Genomic DNA, 24,599 nt, shown 5'->3' with positions numbered 1-24,599 from the left:
CCTCGGTCTGTTCATTGCGAGCCGACGACACGTCCGGCCAGACGAAATGGACTTGCGACCGCGGCGCCGGCGGCATCGAAGACATAGGCGCCAACCTCGCCGGCGGTCGAACGCTTCCCACTTTCGAAGGAGGCAAGCTGCGCGCCGAACTTGGCGAGCGATGCGTAGCGGTCGTGCCCCATCCCGTCGGACGCCTGGATCGACGTGATGTCGATGACCCGAAGCCTTTCCTTCAAGGCAGCCTCCCTGATGACGGGATCGTCGATATCGAGGCGTCCGACCCGCGCCCGCTCTCCGGCTATGAAGCTCGAGGCCACCAGCGCCCTGTCGTCCTTCGAAACGAGAAGGGATATTGGGATCGGCATCCGCCCGATATCCTTCAACTGCGACCGGAAAACATCGACGTCGATGTCAGGGGCGGCGAGGATCACCGCCAGTTTACCGATGACGTCGTCGCGATGCTGCAGTTTGAGCTCACGCACTGTCTCCATGACCAGGAATCCGCCCATGCTGTGTCCGAAAAGGATGACGCGTTTCACCTTTCCTGAAGCCGAGAGCGAGGTGATAAGCGAATCGAGGTCGCTACGCGAGGACAGCGCCGCATCGCGGTCGGCGACATAGCCGGCGACGGCAGCGGCCGAAGGCCACGAAAACAGAATCGGAGAGCCCGGAATATTGGCGTCCGCAGCGATCTGCGCGGTGCGAAACAGCGCCTCCTGATAGCTATAGTTATAGCCATGGACGAAGATGCCGACAGTGCCGTCGGACTGAACGGAGCCCAGCGCTGCCTGCACGAAGGCCGCCTTTGCAAGCTGCTTGCGCCCGATGACGGCAAATTGCCGTTCGGGATCCGGTCTCGCGGTCGGATATGTGATCGCGGTGTCCTTCCGGTTGGGAGGGACCGAAAACGCATATTGCTCGTAGGTGAGATTGTCAGCCCACGCGCTCCCGAACCCACCGCGCGCAGTGTCGGGGCTCCTGTTTGTCGCAGCGAGCACGCTTACGTGGTTCGCAGCGGCTTTATCGGAATGAAGCGATGCATTCAGATGACCTGGGAGATGAACCGGCAGACGGACCGGGTTCAACACATCAGGCGATGGTCTCGTGGCGCAACCGGCGAGCATCGCCAGGCCGATCGCGACCAGCATCGCCTTGGCTCCCATCGGAGACTCTTTCAAACGCTGTTCCGTCATCGAGTTCTCCCCTTGGAAGCCAGTACGTGCAGCGGCCGCCGACGCGGCCGCATGCGATGGACGTCGAAGCCCATGCTCATGCCTTTGCCGCGGCTTCGGCCTGAACACGCTCATCCCTCGGGATCCTGAACCACGCGACGTAGAGCGCAGGCAGGAACAACAGGGTGAGCGCGGTTCCGACGACGATGCCGCCCATCATGGCGTAGGCCATCGGTCCCCAGAAGATCTCGCGCGAGATCGGGATCAGCGCCAGCGTGGCTGCAGCGGCCGTCAGCATGATCGGCCGCATGCGGTGTTCGGTGGCTTCGACAACCGCCTGCCAAGGCGCCATTCCTTCGCTGCGCAAATGCTCGATCTGGACGACCAGGATGACGGAGTTGCGGATCAGGATGCCGATGAGCGCGAGCACGCCCAGGATCGCGACGAAGCCCATGGGGGCGTTGCTGAGAAGCAGCGCCGCGACGACGCCGATCAGGGCGGTCGGCGCAACCGCGAACACGAGGAAAAGCCGGCTGAAGCTTTGCAGCTGGATCATCAGGATCGTCGCCATCGCAAACAGCATCAGCGGAGCCACAGCCGCGATCGGCCCCTGGGCATCGGCACTGGATTCGACCGCGCCGCCCACTTCCACCTTGTATCCCACCGGAAGGCCTTTCTGGAAGTCTTCGACCTTCGGTGTGAGCTGGTCGACGATCGTGGCCGGTTGCGTCGGACCGACGACGGCAGCCTTGACCGTTATTGTAGGTTGCCGGTCGCGACGCCAGATTGTCGGCTGCTCGAGCTCGTAGCGGAAATTGGATACGGCGGAGAGCGGCACGACCTTGCCGTTGGAGGTGGAGAGCTGCAGGTTCTGCAGCGTCTGGATGGAATCGCGCTCGGATGCCCTGGCGCGACCGATAACGTTGACCAGGTAGATGCCGTCTCGAACCTGGGTGGCCGTCGAGCCTTCGACGATGCCGTTGAGGGCGGTGGCAATGTCTTCTGAGGATACGCCGAGCTGGCGCGCCTTATCCTGGAGCACATCGATCTTCACCACGCGAGAGGGCTCGTTCCAGTCCAGCACCATGTTCGTCAGAAGCGGGTGTGATCCCATGACGCCGGCAAATTGCTGGGAGAGATCGCGGACCTTTTGAATATCGGGGCCGCTGATCCGGTACTGGACCGGCTTGCCGACCGGCGGACCGATGTCGAGAAGCTTCACGAAGGCGTCGGTGCCGGCGAAGGTTTTCGTCAGATAGTCCTGCAGTTCCGCCCGCACCTTGTCACGCACGTCGAGCCCCTTGGTGACGATGATCGTCTGCCCGAACGACACGTTGGGCGTCTGCACGTCGAAGGACAGGATGAAGCGCGGCGCCCCTTGGCCGACATAGGTCGTCCAATGATCGATATCCTTGTTGTCGGCCAGCATCTCTTTTTCGAATCTCGCCATCTGCCTGTTGGTTTCGGCGATCGAACTGTTGTGGGGGAGGTTCCAGTCGATGATGAGCTCCGGCCTGTCCGAATTGGGAAAGAACTGCTGCTGCACCAGCCCCATGCCGCCAATCGAAAGCCCGAAAACGCCGACCGTCAGAATGATGGTGACCCAGCGCCAGCGCATCGCAAGCCCCAGAAGCCAGGAGAAGATGGAGGCAAAGCGGCCCTTCTTCTCATAATGCGATTTCATGGTCTTCGGCAGGATCGTGACGCCGAGAAGCGGCGTAAACAGCACCGCCACTACCCAGGAAACGATCAGCGAAACCGCGATGACGACGAAAAGCGTGAAGGTGAATTCGCCCGCCGCGCTGTCGTTAAGACCGATCGGAATGAAGCCCGCCACGGTGACGAGCGTCCCCGTCAGCATCGGAAAGGCGGTCGACGTGTAAACATGGGTGGCCGCCCTCCTGATATCGTCGCCCGCCTCCAGACGGGCCACCATCATCTCGACGGCGATCATGGCATCGTCGACAAGCAGGCCGAGCGCGATGATCAGCGCGCCGAGCGAGATGCGCTGAAGCGAAATGCCGGAATATTCCATCACCACGAAGGTGATCGCCAGGACGAGAGGAATTGAGATCGCCACCACCATGCCGGCGCGAAGACCGAGACTGATGAAGCTGATGATGAGGACGATGGCAATCGCTTCGAAGAGCGCGCGGGTAAATCCGGACACCGCTTCGTCGACGACGGCCGGCTGATCGGAGACACGGTGGACGTCCACGCCGATCGGGAGATCGGCGACGACGCGTTTCATCTGCGCGTCGAGCCCCTCGCCGAACTCCAGAAGATTGGCGCCCTGCTTCATGCCGATCGCAAGCCCGATCGCAGGCTCGCCGTTGAACCGGAACAGCGCCGACGGCGGATCCACGTAGCCGCGTTTGATCGTGGCGACGTCGGTCAGCGGAAAGAAGCGGTCGTTTATCCGAAGATTGATCGATCTCAGACTGGCCTCGGAGGTGAACTGTCCACTCACCCTCAATGCGATGCGCTCCGGCCCGGCGTCGACGAAGCCGGACTGCGTGACGGCATTCTGCGCCTGCAGGGTCTGGATGACCGACTGCTGGTCGATCCCGAGAGCTGCGATCTGGCGTGTGGAGAATTCGAGATAGATCGCCTCATCCTGGGCACCGACCACATCGACCTTGCCGACGTTGGGCACGGTCAGGACCTCGGAGCGGGCGTTTTCCACGAGATCGCGAAGCTGCCGCTGGGTAAGGCCGTCGCTGGTGAAGGCGTAGATGTTTCCGAAGACGTCGCCGAAGCGATCGTTGAAGAAGGGACCGACGACGCCGGTCGGGAAATCGCCCTTGATGTCGGCGATCATGTTGCGGATGCGCAGCCAGGTGGGAGCGACATCCTTTGCCTTGGTCGTCGGCAGCAGCTCGACGAAGACGGTTGTCTGGCCGGCAACGGTCTCGCTCTTGGTGTAATCAAGCGATTCCAGTTCCTGGAGCTTCTTCTCGATCCTGTCGGTGACCTGCCGCGTCACCTCTTCGGCGGACGCGCCGGGCCACTGGGCGGTGATCACCATCGTCTTGATCGTGAAGTTCGGGTCTTCCTCACGGCCGAGCTTCACGTAGGAGAAGGCGCCTGCGAGAATGAAGACGATCATGAAGTACCAGACGAGCGAACGGTGTTCGAGCGCCCAGTCGGAAAGGTTGAAGGACTTCACTGGCTGATCTCCTGGTCGATCCGGATGGCCTGGCCATCTTCAAGTTTATGCACGCCTGCCACGATCACCCTTTCTCCGGGGGCGAGCCCCTCGGTGACGCGAACGCTGCCGCCGTCTTCGACGTCGCCGTCGATCTGCACGCGGCGAAGCGATACCTTGGCGGCCGGCGCATCGACGATCCAGACACTCGGGCCGTCGCTGCCGATAAGGATTGCCGAGGACGGCAGAACGATCTGCGGATCGGCGGCAATGGTTGCCGAGGCCGTGATGACCGAGCCGAGCCTGAAGGCTTCGGGCGGATCGCTCAGCTCGATCTTGGTCCGGCTCGTGCGGGTGGCGGTCTCTGCCTCCGGGGCGATCTCGCGCACGGTCCCCGACGTGCGGATGGTCGGGTCAAGCTGCAGCGTCACTTCGAAGGGTGCGCCGATCTTCAGTTTCTGGGCGGCGGCCTGGGGCACGTCGACCACGGCGTCGCGCTTGTCCGGCCGTGCGATGGTCACGACCGTCTGGCCGGCCGACACCACCTGTCCGACCTCGGCCGAGGTCGCCGTCACCACCCCGTCGAACTCCGCCCGAAGCTGCGCGTAACCGAGTTGCTCTTTGGCCTTGTCGAGATTGGCTTGCGCCTTGGCGACGGCGGCCGCCGCCGTCCGCCTTGCCTGCTCGGCCTCTTCGAGCGAGGCTTCGGTGCCGGAGCGCGACTCCAGCAGCGCGCGCTGGCGCTGCTCCGTGGTCACCGCGTTCCTGAGCTGGGCGTCGCTGTTCTCGACGTCCGACTGCGCGTTGCGCACGGCAAGCTCCAACGCCAGCGGATCGATGGCGGCAACGACGTCATTCTTCTTGACGAGATCGCCGACATTGACGTTGCGGGCGATCATCCGCCCGAGAATCCGGAAGCCGAGTTCGGTCTCGATCGTCGGCTCGATCGTACCGGTCAGGCTCAAGCTCGAGGCCGACGTCGGCTTGACTGTCATCGACAGCACGGGACGGGGCGCTTCCTCCTTGTTTTCCTCCTGCGGCGCGCAGGAGGAAATCAGGGCCGTACCCATCATCAGAGCGACTATTTTGAGACGAATACTCACTTGGAAGCTTCCTTGACATAAGACACGATTTCACCCGGCCTGAGGAACTTGGTCCCGTCCGTCACCACGATGTCTCGTTCAGACACGCCTGACTTCACGATGAAGCTGCCGGTCTCATAGCCGGCGACATCCACCGCCCTTGCCGACACCGCAGACGATGCGGGATCGACGATCCAGACGGCCGGATTGCCGCCCTTGGACGTCATGGCCGACCAGGGAAGCTGGATGACGTCCTGCGAGACGTAATTGAATCTTCCGATGACAGGAGCGCCGAGAGGGATCGGAGCGTCGCTCGATATCGCGACCTTGACCTTGATGGTTCCGGTGGAGGAATCGATCGTCGGCGAAATCTCTCGAACCTTCGCCGCGATCTTCTGCGTCGGGTCCGACAGAAGGGTCACGGTCCCGTCGCCGTCGATCGGGCGCAGGAACGCGCTTTCGACCACCTCAAAGACGGCATCCCTGTCGCCGTCATGGGCAAGCGTGAAGACGATCTGGGCGGCCTGCGCCACCTGCCCGACCTCGGCATTGCGGGCAGTGATCACACCGTCGGCGTCCGCCTTCAGCTCCGTGTAAGACAAGGTGTCCTGAGCGGTTTCCAACAGCGCCTGCGCCGACTTCGTCGATGCCTGCGCGGTCAGAAGCGCCTCCTGCGCCTGGTCGAGTGCCGCACGCGTCGTTACCTGGGTTCGAAACAGGCTCTGCTGGCGATCGTAAGCGAGCTGCGCCTGGGTCTGCTGTGCCTCAGCCGACTGAAGATTGGCGGCCGCCACACCCAGGTCGGCCTTCTGCTCTTCCGGATCGATCCGCGCGAGGAGCTGCCCCGCCTTCACGGATTGTCCGACTTCCACCAGCCGCTCGATGATCTTGCCGCTGACGCGGAAGGACAGATCGGTCTGAACGCGCGCCCGCACTTCTCCCGTGATCGCGCCGCCCTGAACCAACGGCTCAGACTTGGCGACGACGGTGCCGACCTCCCGTGGGGTTGGCTCAGTCGGCCCGCCCGCATCGCTGCATGATCCGAGACCGATGGCGCATATGATCGCTGCGGCGACCAGAATGGTTCTCATAGTTGACCTCTTGCTCTCAACGGCAGCTGCTATATAATTGACTGACCGATTAGTCAATGAAACTTTGCGTCGCAGGGAGAGAGCGCACGCAACAGGTTGGAGGATCAGAAAATGACAGCCCAGAAGAAGCTCACACGCTCTGAACAAAAGGCGCTGCGGCCCATCCAGATTCTCGATGCCGCCTTCGAGGAATTCGTCAGATGCGGTTTCACAGGCACGAGAGTCGAAGACATCGCCGACAGGGTCGGCGTCACCAAGGGTACGGTGTATGTCTACTTCGAGACGAAGGAGAAGCTTTTCGAAGCCATGATCAACCACTTCTCCGTGCCGTTTCAGGAACTGCTGGGGATCACGGAGGGCCTCAGCGGCAGCGTCACCGACCGGCTGATTTCCATTCTCGGCCTGCTCTACGAACAAATCGCCGAGGATCGCACGACCCGCGAGCTGACGCGGCTGGTCATTGCCGAAGGACACCGGTTCCCCGACCTGATCGACCGCCACCACGATCAATTCATTGAGCCGATCATCGCCAAGGTCGACGCTCTCATTCTGGAGGGTGTGGCGTCGGGGGAGTTTCGCGAAATTCCGGTGGAATTCTCCGAAATCGTGGTCGCGCCCATCCTGACGACGACAGTTCTGCGGCTGATATTCGACGACCGCCGCGTGCCCACTCCCAACAAGGAGGCCTTCCTGCAGGCTTATTTCGACCTGCTGCTCAAAGGCCTGCTGGCCAAACCTCACTGATCGCGGAATGGCGAAAAATACCGCGCCAGGCACGTAGCTTTTCTCAAGTTTTTATGTAAAAACATTGAGTTAGCTATGCCTTCGAAGGCACGCCCTCAATTCGCGACGGAAACAGTGGAACGCAAAGTCAATCTCAAGGATGTCGCGCGCGACGCGGACGTGTCGCTGAGCACGGCCTCGCACGCGCTCAACGGAACCGCGCCGCTGACGATCGAGGTGCGCGAAAGGGTTCTGGATTCGGCCAAACGCCTGGGTTACCTCGACCGCCGAAGGAAGAAGGCGACGATCGCGACCTTGCGCGTCCTGCTTCTCGCCATTCCCGACGATGCCGCGCCCGAGAGCGACCTCAATCTGGTGAGCTGGACGATCCTCAACGGTCTTCGCAGGGAGTGCGAACGCCGCGGCATCAGGATCGTACCCTTCGTCAGCACCGGCCGGCGCATTGACGGCGCTCAGGTCAGGCAGATCGCGCTCTTGGAACGTGCCGACGGCATTGTGGTTCTGAACGACGATCAGCCGGAACTGATTCGAAGCCTCGCCTCGCCTGATATGCCTGTTGTCATCGTCAACGGCGAAGACCCTGCCATGCTGGTCGATACGGTCACCCCGGAAAACCGCTTCGGGGCGCGGCTCGGCATCGAGCACCTGCTGGCGCTTGGGCATCGCCGTATCCTGCACCTGACATGGAAGGGCCGCACGACGATCCAGCGCCGATATGACGGCTTCTCCGATGCTTATTTCGCCGCGCAGCTTCCGGTGCCGGATGGCATGATCGTCGAGGCCGAGGGATATGAGCCGAGGCACGGCGAGGCAGCCATCAACGCGCTGCTCGACCGCGATCCCACGATGAAAGGCGCGACCGCCGTCTTCTGCGCGGCCGACAATCTGGCGCTCGGCTGCCTGAAGGCATTGGCCGATCGCGACATACGCGTGCCGGAAGCGATATCAGTGCTGGGGTTCGACGACATCGTCCCCGGCGAATTCAGCCGCCCGCCGCTTTCGACGGTCAGCGTTCCCACAGACAAGCTCGGCGCTGCCGCTTTGGCACTCATCGAACAGAGGCTGATCGCCAACGATCCGCAGCGGCCGGCCCATCGCCTGGAACTCGGATGCCATCTCGTCCTGCGCGGCAGTATCGCGGCACCGCGCTCCTAGAGCATGATGTTGTCCGAAAACCGTTCGCACTTTTCGGCGTCCTTGCTCATCGCAAGCGCTCAGCCTGCAGGCGCGTATCGCGCGGGCTTTCTCCAAAGGCGCTGCGGTAGACGATCGAGAACCTGCCGGCATGAGAAAAACCCCACGTCGCGCAGATTTCGCGGACGGATCGCTGATTCATTGGATCCCGCAATTGGTCGCGGGCTGCTTGCAGCCTGATCGTGCGCAAGTAACCGCCCGGTGAAGTTCCCCGGAAGGCCCTGAAACCCGTTTGCAGCGCGCGAAGTGAAACACCGACACCATCGGCAACCATCGTCATGGTGAGGGGCTCTGCGATGTTGGCGTGCATATAGTCAATAGCACGCCGGACATGCCACGGCGCGATCAAACAAACTTTCTGTTTTTCCAAATGGTCGGAAAGACGGTGGCGGCCAAAACGGATCACGAGGTTAGCAAGCGTTTCGCTCATCGCCGCCAAGGCCAGAGGTGAAGACAGAAGTGGACCGCCATTGCGCATGCCCTGCACGATCGTCTGCACCAGGCTGCCGATAAGCTGGCCCGACGGCGTTGCGAGATCCACAACCGGCTCAAGGTCAAGCGAGTCGAGGATCGGCATTTCCACCAGTGAAACGAGCATTCGCCTCACAACTTTCCAGTCCAGAAAGAGGGCGTCCGAGCAGTGCGGGCCGCCTAGGATGAGACGATCGCCAGCCTCGTGGTTGTTGGCCATGAGGAGACGACCAGGCCCACTTTCAACCACGGTCTTTCCAATGGACAGCCGGAAGGATCCCGAGTGCGGAATGTAAAACGCAAGGTGTTGCGGCGTCTCATCGAGCGTCCGACTTGTCCAGGAACTCTGATAAACCGAATGAAGCACCGTAAATGCCTCACTTGTTCGCAAGTCCGCGGCCCAGGCAAAGGCCCGATCGTTGCTCAGCGGCTTGGCGCCAAACACCCCGTAGCCCGCCGAATAGGCTCGAACCATCGACTCGAAGTCAGTGCCTTCATGCGTTGGCGCAAACTCGGATGCCTCAGGCTCGGGCGCGCGCGCCGTATTTTCGGATCTCCACGATATCATGCAACTTGGTTCTTTCCCTCTCCACACCCCGCCCCGCTAACCGCCGATCAGGCGCTCCATCTCGTTCGAGACCCGCAACGCCGATATCGTGGCCTTCCAAACGCTCGGACACGATCCCCTTTGAAAGGCCGTCGGCCTGACTGGCTTGGCCAATCTCGATGAGGTAAGCAGGGCCGGCAAAGCGGGGATCGAATTCCTTGTTTGACAGAAGCAGAATGCCCTCCCAATGTGGTTCACACTCACAGTGTAAATCAAAATGAACCGAAAATGAAGTATGATCCGCTAGACCATGTTGCCGCGCATTTTTTGCGAGACACACAACCGATGCGCGTGGCTTCCCGCAACGAGCGCGACCTGTTGCGGCTGATCTGGAAGTCTCCGGGGATCGAACGCTCCGACCTGACAGAGCCGCTCGATCTCACCCAGCAATCGTTGCACAGGATCGTCGCGCGGCTTCATGAGCGAGGAATGCTCGTCTTTTCCCATTCGGAAACCCGGCGGCCGGGACCGCCCAGCCCGGAGCTGACCCTTCGCAAAGACTGGTGTTTAACCCTGGGCATCTCCGTGAATGTCGGTTCGATCGGCCTTTGCCTCATGGGTTTCGGCGAACCAATGGAAAACATGGAAATTCCACAGGCGGGCTCCTCGCTATCCGATGAAATGGAGCGGATCGAAGCGGCGGTCGAAGACATTCTTGCCCGCCGGGGCGCCAAACGGCGTGACGTCCTCGGCGTCGGTCTGGCCGTCGCCGGCCACCGCATGCTGGAGACGGCCTTCAATTGCCCCTTGCCGCTCGCTCATTGGTCGTTGATCGACCTGGCACCTTTGCTTGGAAAGCAACTTGGCCTGCCGGTCTGGGCAGACAATGTCGCCAGGACCGCAGCCTTGGCGGAAGCCATTTTCGGCGTTGGCCGCGATGTCGCAGATTTCGCCTACATCGCCCATCTTCATGGCTATGGCGGCGGCCTGGTTTCCGGAGGCATGCCGTTTCGCGGCAATTTCGGCAACGCCGGCGAATTTTCCGTTCTCTTCGGGCGTCAGGACTACGAGGAACGCCCTGCACTCGGCGTCCTGCTTGAACATCTTCGTGCCAAAGGGCGCATGAACTTGACCCTGAGGGACCTGAAGAACGAGGACCTGATGGACTGGGATGGCGTTGGCGAGTGGGTCGACCGCGTCACGCCGGCCCACAATCGAGCCATCAATGCGATCTGCGCAATATTCGACCCGGCATTGATCGTCCTCGGCGGCGAGCTTCCGCACTCACTCGCGAGAATGCTGATCGAACGGACCGAATTCAACAATCTGCCTCGGCATGGCGTTTTACGCGACGTCCCCAGGCTTGATGTGGCGCAGATAATCGATGCCCCCGGCGCAATCGGCGCGGCCTTGATCCCGCTCTTCGAAACCGTTTTGTGACGTGTGCAGGACGCCGTCGCACTTTGAAATCGATGTCGGCATAGCCCAAAAACGGCGGCCTACCAGGTCGCCGGGGCGGCTGGCCTCGGTGGCAAGCGCTACGCTTGCCGCGGCGAACCTCCCTCAGTATGAGCAACGGCCTTGGGAGTCACGCACAAAGACAACGACCGAAACGCGCCGCATGAACCAGGTTCATTGCGACGCGCTTCAGCCGGGAGGTAGGCGTGGTATGGGTCGTTCGGCGATTGTGAGGAGATCTCTATCTCCACGCCTTGCCGTTCACTTCATGCCTGTTCCGGCGATGCCCGTGGTGATGTACTTCTGCAGGAACAGGAAAACGATGGTGACAGGCAGCAGGCTGAGGAACGTCATCGCCAGGATATAGTGCCACTGCACCGAGAACTCGCCCTGGAACGCATTCAGACCGACCTGCAGGGTGAAATTCTCGCGGCTGTTGAGGACGATGAGCGGCCAGAGGAAGTCGTTCCATCGCCAGAGCACGGAAAATATCGCCAGCACCGCGAGAGCCGGCGCCGTCAGCGGCAGGATGATGCGCCAGAAGATGCAGAATTCGCTCGCCGCATCGACGCGCGCCGCCTCTATCAGCTCGTCGGGTATGGTCAGCATATATTGCCGCAGCAGGAAGACGGCGGTCGGAGAGGCGACCGTCGGCAGGATGACGCCCCAGAGGTTATCGGCAAGCCCGACCCCGACGATGACGAGATAGGCCGGCACCATGACGACGGCGAGCGGAATCATCAGCGTTGAAATGATGATGACGAAGACCGTCGTATCCCCTGCAAATTTGTATTTCGACAGGGCAAATGCCGCCATGGCGTTGACGATCAGCGTCAGCAGCGTTGCGACGAAGGTGACGAACACCGAATTCTTGAGGAAGGTCAGGAAGTTGAAGCGCGTCAGCGGATCGGTGTAATTCTGCGTGGCGATCGTCAGCTTCTGCACCGGCGTCAGCCCCTTGACGTCGACGCTGACGGGCTGTCCCGGATTTGCGGGATCAACCATTTGGGCCTTGAGGCCGATGCGGCGGACCATGGCCATTTCGCGCATCTGACCGTCGATGGTGACCTTCCAGAGGCTGAGCGGTTTGTCGAAGCCGGGTACGGTCTGCTCGACGGCGGCCCGAGGAAGCAGCGTTGGCGGAAATCGGGTGATCTCGGCGGCCGGCTTCAGCGAGGAGAGGCCGGCCCAGATGACGGGAACGAGCACGACGAAGGTTCCGCCGATCAGCCAGACCCACGACAATATGTCGGTGATATCGATGCGTCCGGCCCGGCGTGTGCGCTTGAAAAAGCTGATCGGGTTCATCTCAGGACTCCATTCGCTTGCCGATACGCAGCTGTATGAGGGTGAGAACCAGAAGCACCAGCCCCATGAGAACCGATGCGGCGGAAGCCAGTCCGAAGAGGCGAAGATCGCTGCCGAATGCCATCTGGTAGATATATTGGACGATGAAGCTGTTGGCCGTGCCCGGACCGCCGCCATTGGTCAGAACCCAGGCCTCGTCGAAGATCTGGACGGATTTGATCATCAGAAGAATGAACACGACTAAGAGGTTCGGGGCCAGCAGGGGCAGTGTGATCCTGAACAGCGTGCGGCGCGGCGAGGCGGCGTCGATGGAGGCAGCCTCGTAGAGCTCCTTCGGGATGGCCTGGAGGCCGGCCAAGAGGATGAGCGTGTAAAAGCCCATGTGGAACCAGACCGACACCACGACGACGAAGAAGCGCGACCAGCCGACGTCGAGCAGGAAGATCTCAGGGGGAACGCCGATCATCTGGAAGAAGGCGTTCAGCAGCCCGTTGCGATCGAGGAACCATTTCCAGATCAGGCCGATGACGACGGGCGACAGCAAGACAGGATAGAAGAACATCGCCCTGAAGAAGCCGCGCGCCACGATCGCCCGATTGAGGATCAGCGCCGTGATCAGCGCCACGAGCAATGTGGCGACGACATTGAAGGCCACGAACCAGAGCGTATTCCACACAGCCGTCCAGAACAGCGATTCCTGGCAGGTTCCCGGCTGCAGATAATTGCCGCAGGAAAGCAGCGTGCGGAAATTGTCCAGGCCGACGAAAGGCCGCTCCGACACGAATAGATTGGTGCCACCGGTGAAGGCGTAACCGACCGCGATCGCGATCGGAAGGAACGTGAAGATGGCGAACAGAACGAGGTTCGGCGCCAGGAACAGCCATGGCATACGCTTGCGGCCGAAGATGCGCTCGATCACATTTATCGGGGCTTCGACCACTCTCATCGCCGTTTCCCCTGCCTGGGACAGCAATGCACCTGCCTTGAGCGCCGCCATGTTCAGCGCCTCCCCTGTCCGGGCCGCCGGGCAAAAGCCAGGCCGCTTTCGGGATCGAACAGATGAACCCGCCCCGGGGCGGCATCGATCAGGATGCGATCACCAGGCGCCGGCGCGAAATGGCCGGCCTCGTGAATGATGATCTGCTCGTCATGGCCTGCAAGATTGCCATAGACATAGGTCTCCGTACCGAGGCCCTCGTGATACTGGACGATGAACGGCAGGCCCTGCTCGCTGGAGCGTGAAAAATGCGCGGGCCGGATGCCGGCGAGAACAGCCTGTCCGACCGCAATTCCGGCGGGATCGACATCGCTGACGACCTTGCCACCATTGCCGACATCGATGACGACGCCGCCTTCCTCGATGCCAGCGACCTTGCCCTTGATGATGTTCATGCGCGGCGAGCCGAGGAAGCCGGCGACGAAGAGATTGCGTGGGCTATCGAACAGGTCCAGCGGCGCGCCGACCTGCTCGACCCGCCCGGCGCGCAGCACGACGATCTTGTCGGCCATCGTCATCGCCTCGACCTGGTCATGCGTGACATAAATCATCGTCGTCTTGATCTCGCGGTGGAGCTTGGTGATCTCGGCGCGGGTCTGAACGCGCAGCGCCGCGTCGAGATTCGACAGCGGCTCGTCGAAGAGAAAAATGTCCGGTTCGCGCACGATAGCCCGGCCGATCGCCACGCGCTGGCGCTGGCCGCCCGAAAGCTGCTTCGGGCGTCGGTCCAGGTAGGGCTCGATCGCCAGCATCCTGGCGGCCTCGGCAATCCGCGCCTCGATCTCGGCACGCTTGAACTTCAGGTTCTCCAGGCCGAAAGCGAGGTTTTTGCGAACGCTCATATGCGGATAGAGCGCGTAGGACTGGAAGACCATTGCGATCTTGCGCTCGGCCGGCGAGAGCGCGCTGACATCGCGGCCCCCGATCGCGATTGCGCCCTCCGTCACCTCTTCGAGGCCGGCAATGACACGCAGCAGAGTCGACTTGCCACATCCCGACGGCCCGACGAAGACGACGAACTCGCCGTCCGTGATATCGAGTTCGACGTCATGCAGGACTTTGACCGAGCCATACGATTTGTTGACGTTGGAAAGTTTCAGTTCTGCCATGCCCCACTCCCATCAGGTGCCGCCGTTTCGAAGACGGCGTCGTTTTTGTTCCAGCCTTGCGGCAGCGGTGTCGGCCGTGTGATCCGCACCTCGTTCATCAAGATCCCGGTGACATCAGCCACGTAGACGGCCGGCATTCCTCCCGGATAGTGCTCAAGACCGATCACTCGCCCGTCCGACCCGCGGGTCCAGGCATTGGCGCGGCCGCCGCCATCGGCTTTCGGGGAGAGGTCGGCGTTCGTTGGACGCAGGTCGTAGGACCGTGCCGTGCCGAGCTGCCCCGGCTGCTGATCGATGGCGATGCGTGCCAGCGATGCGTTGCGGATGCCGGCCGGCGAGGTCGAAATGACGGTGATCGCCCCCTCCATCCGGCCGGTGATGTCCTCGACGATGAGATTTTCGATGGCGCCTGCCGCGCGTTCCGTAACACGGTCGACGACATTGACGGTCAGCGCCTCCCCCGAACCCCAGAAACCATCGGGCGTCTCGCGGCACTCCACCGCAATTCGTGAGAACCTCACGTTCGATATCCGGCCGCCGTCGCGGGAGAATACGCCGAGGGCCCTGTTGGAAGATGAGACGCTGCAATCCTCGAACACGACATTGGTGACATCGCCATGCGTTTCCGTGCCGATCTTCAGCGCGCAGCTAAGGCTCTGAACCGAGCATCTGCGGACGAGAATGTTTTCGCAACGCCCGATGGCGACACGGTCAGGACCGATGCTCGTCTTCAGGCATATGCCGTCGTCGGCCGTCGATATCCGGCAATCCTCGATAACGGCGCCGCGGCAGGCATCCAGCACGATCCCGTCCGTGTTGGGAAGGCGGCGGTCGTTGTCGATGATCACGTTCCTGACCGCAACATCGGTGCAGTTGACGAAGTGCAGCGTCCACATCGGCGAGCGGCAAATATGGACGGAGCTGATCTCGACCTCGTCGCAGCCCTCGAAGACGACGACGCGGGGACGAAATTCGGCCGGGATGAAGGTTCCCACCGTCTCGTCGTCTCCCACGATGAAGCTGTCACAACCGGCTTCGATGCGCCCCGCCCCCGTCAGGCTGATTCGCCGCGCATCCTTGGCGACGATCATGCCGCGGTCGGATTTTTCGGCGATCACCGAAACGGTCGTCTGCGCATAGGCCGCGTAATCCGGAACGGGACGCAGGATCGCACCGGCGGCCAGATGAAGGTCGACGCCGGATCTGAGCTGGAGCCCGCGGCAGACATGGATGCCGGCCATGAGCTCAACGCGTCCGCCACCTGAAGCCGACAGGCCGTCGATGGCCGCCTGCAGACGGACCGTATCGTCGCTCTGCGCCGGCTCGATCGCGACAAGAGACACGGGGCTCATTGGCGCTGGCCGTTCTCGAGAAAGACTTCCGTCAGCAGCAGCATGGTCAGCGCCTGGCCATAAGGCGTCGGCACGTTGGGGATGCGCCTGTAGAAATCGAGGTCATGACCCATCGGCGTGCCGTCCGAGACGCCGTGGACGACGCCTTCTTCATCGATCTGCGCCAGCACCGCCGCAAGCGCGCGCTCCGCATAGGCCCTGTCGTCCTTGTCGAGAATGCCGGCATCGATAGCGCGCAATATGCCGTAGGCAATGCCCGCCGTGGCCGAGGTTTCCAGCGGCGACGACGGATCGTCGAGAAGCGTCGTGAACATGCCGTCCGGCCGCTGGTATGCTTTCAAGGAGCGCACCTGGCTGACGAGGACGTTCGACAGAAAACGCCGGTCCTTCTCGCCGAGCGTCGGAACGAGGTCGAAGAGCTCGGGGATGGCGACGGTGATCCAGGCATTGCCGCGCGCCCAGAAGGCATTGGCAAAATTGTGCCGTCCGTTGAAGGTCCAGCCGTGATACCAGAGCCCGCTGACCGGATCGGAGAGATAGCGGGTGTGGATCACGAACTGATAGACGGCCTCGTCGATCCACTCGCTGCGCTCGCAGAGAACGCCGGCGCGGGCGAGAAACAGGCAGGCCATGAACAGCGTATCGTCCCACAATTCGCCGTCGTTGAGGCGCTCCTTGACGACGTGCTGAAAGCCGCCGTCCTCGGTCTTCGGCAGTTCCTTGACGAGCCATTCGGCCCAGTCCTCGACGAGCGCGCGAAAGTCGGGACGGTCGACATGCTGGACCAGGATCGCAAGCGGCAGCATCGGCGCCGTGCTGTTGATCTGGCGCGGCGGCAGGCCGCGTTCAATCTGGCCGGCATACCAGGCGACGAGTTCCTGCAGCGCTTTTTGATCATTGGTGGAAATGGCGCGGCGCAGGAAGCCGTAAAGACCGACGCCGACTTCCCAGTCCCACTCGTCGAACTGGATTCCGGAGGCCGAATTTCCCGTCACGAGACCTTCCTTGATGCCTCTGAGCCGGCTGAAAGCCGTTGCCACGCGATCAATCGTCGTCAGGAGGGCGGCGTTATCGACAGATGTTGTGTTCATGCTGGAGACCTATGTTTTCAGGAGTAGAACGGCCCGTCAGTGCCGGCGCCGGAGGCAGCACTGTCGTAGGTGAGGATCGGTTGCGGCTGATCGTGGGTGAAGGGCCTCGCCTCGCCGCCGATCGAAAGACCATCGGCGTAGGAGAGGTCGATCGCCGGGCCGCCCGGCGGCGTCAGAGAGAGACGCCGAAGCCCGGGATCGAAGGAAACCGTCGTCCGGCCCAGGCGTTCGACGAACGCCTTGAAGGCATCGTCGTTGCCGCATCCGACGATACCAGCCCAGCCGCAAAGCTGCCCGTAGGAGCGCGCCTCGCGGCCGGCGGTCGGGCCGTCGGTGATCAGCTCCAGGCCGTTCGACGCCCAGAGGGCGGAAAATCCCCGGCCCGATCGCGCGATGAGCCACTTGTCTTCGATGATGAGATCGTCCAGCCCGTCGCGGCCGATATAGGCGTGCGTCCATGCGTGGCGTGCGTCGCTTGTGTCCTCGATCAGGAGGGCAACGTCGCGATGCTGGGCAACGCGCGGCAGGATGCCGTTGCCGGCCCAATAGGACGGCCTTTGATTGCCCCAGGGGTCGTCCTCGCCGGGATGGTTGACCCACAGCCTCGCCATCGGATGGCCGGCCAGCCGGATGTCGAGCACATGCTGCTGGTGCCCCTTCTGGCCGGTCTTGTGATCGACGACCGTCGAAAGCTGCGCCGCCTCGTTCTTGAACAGCACGAGTTTTCCGCTCTCGAGGCCCTGGCTGTAGCGCGCCTCGACGCTTCTTGATCGGGTGAGCGGCGCAAGTTCGGCCAGATCGGCGGGCGGCTCATAGCTGCCGGCGCAGAACATGGTCAATGCCGCCACACCATTGTTCAGCCAGCCGGTTCCGAAGGCGACCTGGGCGAAGGGCGCAAGCTCGGTCAGCGGGCCGGCGCGCAACTCCTTGTCGTAGGCACGGCCCTGCGATCCGGCCGGAACGCCTGCGAGCGTGTGAAGGGCGATCATGCGGAAGATGAGATCGATCTGGGCGCGGGCGCGCTGGGCAACGGCCGCCTCAGCCCAGCGCTCCAGCGCCAGCAGGCCGATGAAATCGATCGGGTAATAGGCCGCCGAGTTCCACTCCGCCAACCCATGGGCTTCGACGCTGTCGAACCAGCGGCCGAGCCGCTCGCCGGCAAGTTCCGCCTGCTGCCGCCCCGTGCGGCCCGAGGCCGAAAACACCTCGTCGGGCAAAAGAAGTCCGGCCAGCAGCTGGCTGGTATGAAAGCAGAGCACATGGTTCTCGCTCCAGAACCACATCGCGTCGTTGCCCGGCTCGTCGACCCAGTAACGGTAGGAGCGGGCGGAATGCCGGATGCGAGCGATCACTGCATCGGGCATCCGGTCGGCATAGGCGCCGAGCAGCCACAAGAGCGGCACCATGATGAAATCCGAGCAATCCTCCCGCGCATCGATGGAGGCGAGCGTCGCCTCGATGATGCGGTCGAAGCTTTCCTGGTCGTGGTGACCGGTTTCCATCATCGCAATGAGGCGCCCGACGCGGTTCGCGCCGAAGCGGGCGCTGTATTCCAGCGCCTGCCGCTTGCGGGCGGCGAGCGACGCCTCGGCCGACAACGGCGAAATGCTGCTCATGAAAGCGGCATCGATGACGCGCGTGACCGAGCCCGTGCCGGAGCCGATCGTCATGTGGACGCCGTGATAACCGTCCGGAATGCCGCAGATATCGTCGGCCGTTAGGCTGCTCTGATGGGCCTTGAGCGTCAATCGGGAATGCGCGAGAACGGGCCGCTCGTGACCATGACCGACGACCTTGATCTCTACCGGCAGATCGCGTTCGGGCGCTGTGCCGAAGATGATCTCCAGCGGCTGATTGACGAAGACGTCGCGAGCCGGACGGACGCCGCGAGCAAGGGCTTCCAGCTCGCGGACCTCATCCTGATCCAGCGATACGGGCAGCAGCACGCAGAGCGGCTCCTCGTCCAGCATCTCGAGCTCGAAAAACCACGTCGTGTCACGCTCGGCCAAGTCTTCGGTATGGACGAGGATCTGGTTGTCGCCGGCGTCCAGCGCCAGCCTTATGTCGGTTGCGCTCTCGGTGTTGCGCTTGAAGGGTTCGAAGCGCACCGCCTCCTGTCCGTTGACCCATATGCGAACGCCGCCGCAGGTCTTCAGTCTGAGATTGAGCGTTCGCGCGGTCTCCGTTCTGAACGTGCCCTTCAGCCATCGCCTGAGATGCGTCGGTACGTGCCAGAAGCCGGTGAACTCGACGCGACGGTTCGAGCCGGGAAGATTGAGGCTTTCGGTCGGCCAGGCGGTGTCGGGCAATAGCGGCCGCCCGACCATGGTCGACCAAAAGGCCTTGCGGCAGGGCAGATCTCCGACATCGACGAAACCGTTGATGAAACGATAGTTTACGCGATCTTCGGCCGGCGCGGGCTCGCCGGGAAAATAGCTGGCGATCAGGCCGCAAACGGCCCATGCCGTGATCGTCTGGCCCGTGGCCACACTGTATGCTGGCGCCATCTCGCCCGGCTGCTTGATGCATTCCGTTTTCACAGACCGCCTCCTCCGCAATCCTATGAAAATATTTTCATTAGGTCATTTGTGCGCGCCATTTTTGAAAAATGCCCAAAAACATCGCTATTGCCGCAGAAAATAGCTTGACGCAACGAATGTCAAGTATATGAAATTGATTTATCGATGGCTGAGGCCGCGATTGATGAAAATGTTTTCATGGGAGGATGAAAATGAAAACCTATCTCTCAGGGGCCGTCGCACTGGCGTTGGCAACCGTTTCTTTCGCATGGGCCGGCGCGGCCCTGGCGCAAACCAAGACAATCACCTTTCTGTTCACCGACGACGACCAGGCTTACGTCGAGCGCATGGAAGCGCTCAGCAAGGAATTCGAGACGGCGCATCCCGACGTCAAGGTCAACTTCGTCTCTTCGGGCTATGATGCGGTCGCCAAGCAGCTGCCGGTGCAGCTTGCCGTCGGCGAGGGCCCTGACATCGCCAAGATCACCGACTGGCAGCTTGCGCCCTATTACCTCGACATGCGTCCCTACATGAAGGACCCGGATGGCTTCGCCAAGCTGCACGGCGACAGCCTGAACACGCTTCGCTTCCCCGGCGTCAACGATCCGCAGTCGATCAACGGCTATATCGCCTCGCAGACCTTCAACCTGCCCTTCGTCAACAAGACGCTGTTCGAACAGGCCGGCGAACCGCTTCCCAAGCCCACCGCCACGCTGAAGGATATCGTCGAAGCCTCGGCGCGCGTCGCCAAGGCGACCGGCGCTCAGATCCCCTTCACGATGGACCGCTCGGGCCACCGCTTTTCCGGCGCGGCATTCTCCTACGGTTCGAACTACGTCAAGGACGGCAAGTTCTTCTTCCCCGACGATGCCGCCAAGCGCTACGTCACGGATCTCTACGGTTGGACGAAGGACGGCTCCTTCCCGAAGGAAATGTGGGGTGCTGCCGGGGGAACCCAGTACAAGAACATGGGTGACGAGTTCGTCAACGGCAACGTCGTGACCTATCTCGCCGGCAACTGGATGGTCAATCCGTTCCAGAAGAAGATCGGCGACGCCTTCGACTGGACGGCGATCAGCGCGCCCTGCGGCGATGCCGGCTGCTATGCGATGCCCGGTGGCACCGCGATCGTTGGCTTCAAGCGCACCAAGTCTCCCGAGGCCGTGGCCGCGTTCATCGAGTTCCTCGGCTCTGAAAAGGTCCAGCGTGAAATCGCTGAAAATTACGTCGTCCTGACGGGCGCCGACATCAAGGACCCGCAATACAAGCTTGAGAGCAAGAATGCCAAGGAGGCGATGGCCGTCTTTCTTGGAAGCCGCAATAGCGTGCCGCAGGCAGCCCGGGACCTGGAACGTCTCAAGGGATCCTCCGCCATCTATCAGCTCATCGTCCAGAGGATGAGCCAGCTGATCGTCGGCGAGCTTTCCCTCGACGAGACCTTCAAGGCGATGAATGCCGACGTCGACAAGGTCAACCAGGCGCTCGCCGCCAAGTAACCGGTCACGCGTTGTCCCGCAAAATGCGCGCACGCAGCAGCCACGGCCTCGCAACAGGGCCGTGGCTTTTTCGTTTTTTCTCGAACACTTCGATGCGTTTCGAATTGTCGATGGCCTGAACGACGTTACGTTTCCTACTGCATAATTCCTTCCGGAATTGGCTTAGCGATAAAATTATCGCGGCAATTCAAAATGTTACAGCGTCCTGTGAGCGTCTAAAAAGACGCGCGGCGCTGTAATGGAAAGGCAGCGTCATGAATTCAATCGAACAAAACTCCAGGGCTTACGCACAGTTGAAGCCGGCCTCTCTCGCCATTCTCTGCCTCGGCGTGATCGTGGCGCAGGTCGATACATCGGTCGTTAATCTGGCGGTTCAGCCAATCGGACTCGATCTCAAAGCCTCCGTCACCGAGCTGCAATGGGTCGTCGACGCCTACAATCTCGTTTACGCAGCACTTCTCATCAGCGGCGGCTTGTTCGCCGATCTTTACGGCCGACGTCTGATGTTCGTGATCGGCTGCGCTGTCTTTGCGCTGGCGAGCCTTGGCTGCGCATTCGCCTCGACCATCGCGATCCTCATCGCCGCGAGAGCCTTGACCGGCTTCGGCTCCGCCCTCCTGCTGCCCGCTTCGCTTTCGCTGATCCGGGTCATCTACCGGGATGAGAAGGTCCGTGCCCGAGCGCTCGGGATCTGGGCCGGCTGCAATGGAATGTCGCTTGCGATCGGCCCAAGCCTCGGCGGCTTCCTCATCCGTGATTTCGGCTGGCGATCCGTCTTCTTCGTCGTCATCCCCATCGCGCTGATCGCGGCGGCGGCGGCACGGTTTTTCGTTCCGGAAAGCGCCGATCGGCAAGGCCGGTCCTTCGACATGCCGGGTCAGTTGCTGGGGATAGCATCCCTCACCGTTCTTACCCTCACGGCGATCGAATCATTGCATCTGCCGCCTTTGTGGACGGCCCTCCTGGCCATCGCCGGCGCCCTGCTTCTGCTGCTCTTCATCATCGTCGAAAAGCGCCTGGAGCAGACGGCTCTGGTTCCGATCTCGATGTTTTCGGGCAGGCAGTTTCGCGGTGCGATGGCTGGAACGGCGGCAATGACGTTCGGCATGTATGGCACGCTCTTTCTCTTTCCACTCGCCTCCCTCAGCCTTCGACGCCTGGCCTCGGTGGAGGTCGGGCTGTCTCTGCTGCCAATGGCCATCAGCTTCATCGCGATCTCACCCTTCTCCGGTTCGATCTCGGAGCGCCTGGGGAAGAAACGCACCATATCGGCGGGACTGGCGCTGATGGGTTTGGGCAACCTTCTGCTCGGCTCATCCTTTCTGGCCGATTGGTTCATTGCCGAAGAGGTCGGATTGTTGCTGACCGGGGTCGGGATGGGCATGGCGACGGGGCCTCTGACGGCGGTCGCGGTTTCAACCGTGGCGGCCGATCGCGCCGGCACGGCGAGCGCCCTGATCAATGTTGCCCGCATGGTCGGGGCGACGATAGGCGTCGCCTTACTGGGAGCGATCTTCGCCTTTTTGGGAGAAGCAGAAACGGCCTTCATCGTCGCGATGTCGGTCGGCGGCAGCACGCAACTGCTTGGAAGCCTCGCTGCCTGGCGCTTGCTCTGAACGGTCAGGCACGATCACGCATATGCGGCGGAACGGCGGCGATGTCCTTCGTCAGCGCAACGAAATTCCGCACGATGGAGAGTTTCAGATCACGCCGGTAAGCGATGCAGAGCGGCAAGGGTGAAAGTTGGCCGGGAGCGAGCGCGCGATAGGCAATGGCCTCCGGATGGAGGACCTGCATGGAGGTTGGAACGATCGTGACGCCGCGACCGCCGGCAACGAGGTTGATCGCTGCGACGATGCGATAGACTTCGTCGACGATCGCAGGCGTCACGCCTGCACGATCGAGGGACTGCAAGATACGCTCGAATATGCCTGGGCCGTCGGGTCGCCGGTAAACGACCACGTCCTGCCCCTCCAGCATTTTCAGCGTGATCGGACCGAGGCGTTCATCCGCAAGGGGATGACCAAGAGGGATGGCGACGATCATGTCCTCTTCGGAAAGCACCGTGCTCGCCAGATCCGGAAATCGATTTGCGTCGATGTGCAGCAACGCTGCATCGATACGGCCCTCCTGCAAGGCGAGAATGAGTTCGTAGGTCTCGCTTTCTTCGACGGCGATTTTCACGAGCGGATAGGAAAGACGGAACTGCTGCAGCAGCTTCGGCGCCAGAACATGCAGCGACGCGGAACTCGTAAAGCCGACGGACAACTGGCCAGCCTCGCCTTTGTCGTAGCGGCGGACATTTTCGACTGCCTGACCGGCGCGCTTCAGAATGTCGCGGGCGTCGGCAAGAAAAACCGCGCCGGCAGCGTTGAGCACGATCTTCTTCGGATGCCGATCAAAGAGGGAAAGGCCAAGCTCGTATTCAAGATCGCGGATCTGCTGACCAAGCGGCGGCTGCTGGATGTTGAGACGCGCGGCAGCTCGCGAGATGCTCCCCTCTTCTGCGACGGCCACGAAATAGCGGAGGTGTCTCAATTCCATCGGCTTCCAACATAAACTTAAAAGGTTCCATTCATGGATTATATAAATATTTTACATACTATAGATGCCGGATTACGACTAGCGCCATCTTGATTGCCAAGGGAGGAAAATCGCATGGCTGGAAGTAAACCGAAAATCGCGATCGTTGGTGCCGGCATGGGTGGTCTCGCCGCCGCGGCGACCCTTCGCCAGGTCGGTATCGACGTGAATGTCTACGAGCAGGCACCGAAATTTGCCCGCATCGGCGCCGGCATCCAGATGCTGCCGAATTCGTCGCGCGTCCTGCGCGGTATCGGCGTTCTGGACAGGCTTCAAAAACTTGCGTTCGAGCCCTATTCTCATCTCAACCGCGTCTGGGATACCGGTGAGATCAAGCGCGAGCTTCCGATGCCGGAAAGCCTTTACGGCGCGCCCTTTCTCTGCATGCACCGGGCCGACCTGCATGAAGCGCTTTATTCCGTGCTGCCGCCGGAGATCGTTCACCTCGGCAAGAAGCTCGTCGGCCTGGATCAGACGAAGGGCGGCGTGACGCTCTCTTTCGCCGACGGCACGAAGGCGGATGCCGATGCGGTGATCGGCGCTGATGGCGTGCATTCGCTGGTTCGCGACATCGTCGTCGGCCCTGACAAACCGATCCACAAGGGCCGGATCGCCTACCGCGCGGTCTTCGACGCGAGCCTGATGAACGGCGGCGAGATCCAGGCGTCCAGAACGAAGTGGTGGGGTGTCGATCGCCACATCGTCATCTACTACACCGCCGCAGACCGCAGCTCGCTCTACTTCGTCACCAGCGTGCCTGAGCCTGCTGACTGGCTGACCTCGGAATCCTGGTCCGCCAAGGGCGACGTGAAGGAATTGCGCACCGCCTATGAAGGCTTCCATCCGGAAGTGCAGATGGTTCTCAATGCATGCCCGGACTGTCACAAGTGGGCAATCCTCGAACGTGAACCTCTGGCGCGCTGGAGCGACGGACGCGTGGTGCTTCTCGGCGACGCCTGCCACCCGATGACGCCCTATATGGCGCAAGGAGCTGCGACCTCGATCGAGGACGCGGCAGTGCTGGCGCGGTGCCTTGCCGGCGTCGACAATGACGACATCGAAGGCGCGTTCCGCCGCTACGAGGCAAACCGCAAGCCGCGCACCTCACGCATCCAGGCGATTTCGAGCGCCAATACCTGGATGTCGGGGGGCAACGAAGACACCTCCTGGCTCTATGGCTACGATGCGTGGAACGTGCCGCTCGTGGGCGAAAACGATATGGCGCTTGCCGGATAAG

General features: G+C 61.8%; 18 protein-coding genes. 6 read left to right on the top strand and 12 right to left on the bottom strand.

The genetic code is table 11. The annotated features are described in order from the left end of the window. Nucleotides 1–11: 11 nt before the first annotated feature. The 4 genes from AC2444_RS27265 to AC2444_RS27250 all read right to left on the bottom strand — a co-directional run bounded on the left by AC2444_RS27265 (nt 12) and on the right by AC2444_RS27250 (nt 6,493). Complete coding sequence (locus tag AC2444_RS27265) at nt 12–1,193, bottom strand: alpha/beta hydrolase (RefSeq protein WP_128449813.1); 1,182 nt, start codon at nt 1,191–1,193, stop codon at nt 12–14. A 76-nt stretch (nt 1,194–1,269) separates the two neighbouring features. Further along, a complete protein-coding gene (locus tag AC2444_RS27260; RefSeq protein ID WP_128449814.1) occupies nt 1,270–4,341 on the bottom strand; it encodes an efflux RND transporter permease subunit in 3,072 nt (1,023 codons plus the stop codon). Continuing rightward, nucleotides 4,338–5,423, bottom strand: a complete 1,086-nt coding sequence (locus AC2444_RS27255) for an efflux RND transporter periplasmic adaptor subunit (RefSeq protein WP_128439704.1) — start codon at nt 5,421–5,423, stop codon at nt 4,338–4,340. The genes AC2444_RS27260 and AC2444_RS27255 overlap by 4 nt, the downstream gene beginning before the upstream one ends. After that, a complete protein-coding gene (locus AC2444_RS27250) occupies nt 5,420–6,493 on the bottom strand; it encodes an efflux RND transporter periplasmic adaptor subunit (RefSeq protein ID WP_128449815.1) in 1,074 nt (357 codons plus the stop codon). Before AC2444_RS27250 ends, AC2444_RS27255 begins: the two co-directional genes overlap by 4 nt. 111 nt (nt 6,494–6,604) lie before the next feature. Between AC2444_RS27250 and AC2444_RS27245 the strand changes: the two genes are divergently transcribed. Beyond that, on the top strand, nt 6,605–7,237 hold the full coding sequence (locus AC2444_RS27245; RefSeq protein WP_128449816.1) for a TetR/AcrR family transcriptional regulator: 633 nt from the start codon (nt 6,605–6,607) through the stop codon (nt 7,235–7,237). Nucleotides 7,238–7,312: 75 nt separating this feature from the next. Then, nucleotides 7,313–8,392, top strand: coding sequence for a LacI family DNA-binding transcriptional regulator (locus tag AC2444_RS27240; protein ID WP_012755446.1), 1,080 nt, complete (start codon nt 7,313–7,315; stop codon nt 8,390–8,392). 46 nt (nt 8,393–8,438) lie between these two features. Here AC2444_RS27240 and AC2444_RS27235 read toward each other — a convergent pair whose 3' ends face one another. After that, entirely contained in the window at nt 8,439–9,470 is a 1,032-nt protein-coding gene (locus tag AC2444_RS27235; RefSeq protein WP_128406878.1) for a helix-turn-helix transcriptional regulator, read from the bottom strand. 267 nt (nt 9,471–9,737) lie between these two features. Here AC2444_RS27235 and AC2444_RS27230 point away from each other — a divergent pair, with 267 nt between their 5' ends. Further along, nucleotides 9,738–10,889 (top strand): ROK family transcriptional regulator, encoded by a 1,152-nt coding sequence (locus tag AC2444_RS27230; protein ID WP_128406877.1) that lies wholly within the window; start codon nt 9,738–9,740, stop codon nt 10,887–10,889. Nucleotides 10,890–11,168: 279 nt separating this feature from the next. Here AC2444_RS27230 and AC2444_RS27225 read toward each other — a convergent pair whose 3' ends face one another. Genes AC2444_RS27225 through AC2444_RS27200 form a run of 6 tightly spaced genes read right to left on the bottom strand, consistent with a single transcriptional unit; the run spans nt 11,169 to nt 19,304 of the window. Then, nucleotides 11,169–12,215 carry a carbohydrate ABC transporter permease gene (locus AC2444_RS27225; protein WP_012755443.1) on the bottom strand — a complete coding sequence of 349 codons (1,047 nt, stop codon included), beginning with the start codon at nt 12,213–12,215 and terminating at the stop codon, nt 11,169–11,171. A gap of 1 nt (nt 12,216) precedes the next feature. After that, entirely contained in the window at nt 12,217–13,212 is a 996-nt protein-coding gene (locus AC2444_RS27220) for a carbohydrate ABC transporter permease (RefSeq protein WP_128406876.1), read from the bottom strand. Between the two features lie 2 nt (nt 13,213–13,214). After that, nucleotides 13,215–14,321 carry an ABC transporter ATP-binding protein gene (locus AC2444_RS27215; protein ID WP_017996347.1) on the bottom strand — a complete coding sequence of 369 codons (1,107 nt, stop codon included), beginning with the start codon at nt 14,319–14,321 and terminating at the stop codon, nt 13,215–13,217. Beyond that, complete coding sequence (pglB, locus tag AC2444_RS27210; RefSeq protein WP_012755440.1) at nt 14,309–15,673, bottom strand: polygalacturonase PglB; 1,365 nt, start codon at nt 15,671–15,673, stop codon at nt 14,309–14,311. Before pglB ends, AC2444_RS27215 begins: the two co-directional genes overlap by 13 nt. Next, complete coding sequence (gene bglB / locus AC2444_RS27205; protein ID WP_012755439.1) at nt 15,670–16,764, bottom strand: beta-galactosidase BglB; 1,095 nt, start codon at nt 16,762–16,764, stop codon at nt 15,670–15,672. The genes pglB and bglB overlap by 4 nt, the downstream gene beginning before the upstream one ends. Before the next feature lie 17 nt (nt 16,765–16,781). Next, nucleotides 16,782–19,304 carry a hypothetical protein gene (locus tag AC2444_RS27200; RefSeq protein ID WP_128439700.1) on the bottom strand — a complete coding sequence of 841 codons (2,523 nt, stop codon included), beginning with the start codon at nt 19,302–19,304 and terminating at the stop codon, nt 16,782–16,784. Nucleotides 19,305–19,495: 191 nt separating this feature from the next. On the opposite strand from AC2444_RS27200, the gene AC2444_RS27195 reads away from it, so the two are divergent. Then, entirely contained in the window at nt 19,496–20,779 is a 1,284-nt protein-coding gene (locus AC2444_RS27195; RefSeq protein WP_128449817.1) for an ABC transporter substrate-binding protein, read from the top strand. Between the two features lie 254 nt (nt 20,780–21,033). Beyond that, nucleotides 21,034–22,395 (top strand): MFS transporter, encoded by a 1,362-nt coding sequence (locus tag AC2444_RS27190; RefSeq protein WP_012755436.1) that lies wholly within the window; start codon nt 21,034–21,036, stop codon nt 22,393–22,395. A gap of 4 nt (nt 22,396–22,399) precedes the next feature. On the opposite strand, the gene AC2444_RS27185 is transcribed toward AC2444_RS27190, so the two are convergent. Continuing rightward, entirely contained in the window at nt 22,400–23,323 is a 924-nt protein-coding gene (locus AC2444_RS27185; protein ID WP_128449818.1) for a LysR family transcriptional regulator, read from the bottom strand. 114 nt (nt 23,324–23,437) lie between these two features. Here AC2444_RS27185 and AC2444_RS27180 point away from each other — a divergent pair, with 114 nt between their 5' ends. Further along, entirely contained in the window at nt 23,438–24,598 is a 1,161-nt protein-coding gene (locus tag AC2444_RS27180) for an FAD-dependent monooxygenase (protein ID WP_012755434.1), read from the top strand. The last annotated feature ends 1 nt before the right edge of the window (nt 24,599 follow it).

It is taken from the genome of Rhizobium sp. WSM1328 (assembly GCF_057653715.1).
The sequence above is the reverse complement of the archived record's forward strand: the minus strand, read 5'-3'. Positions and strand labels throughout refer to the sequence as shown.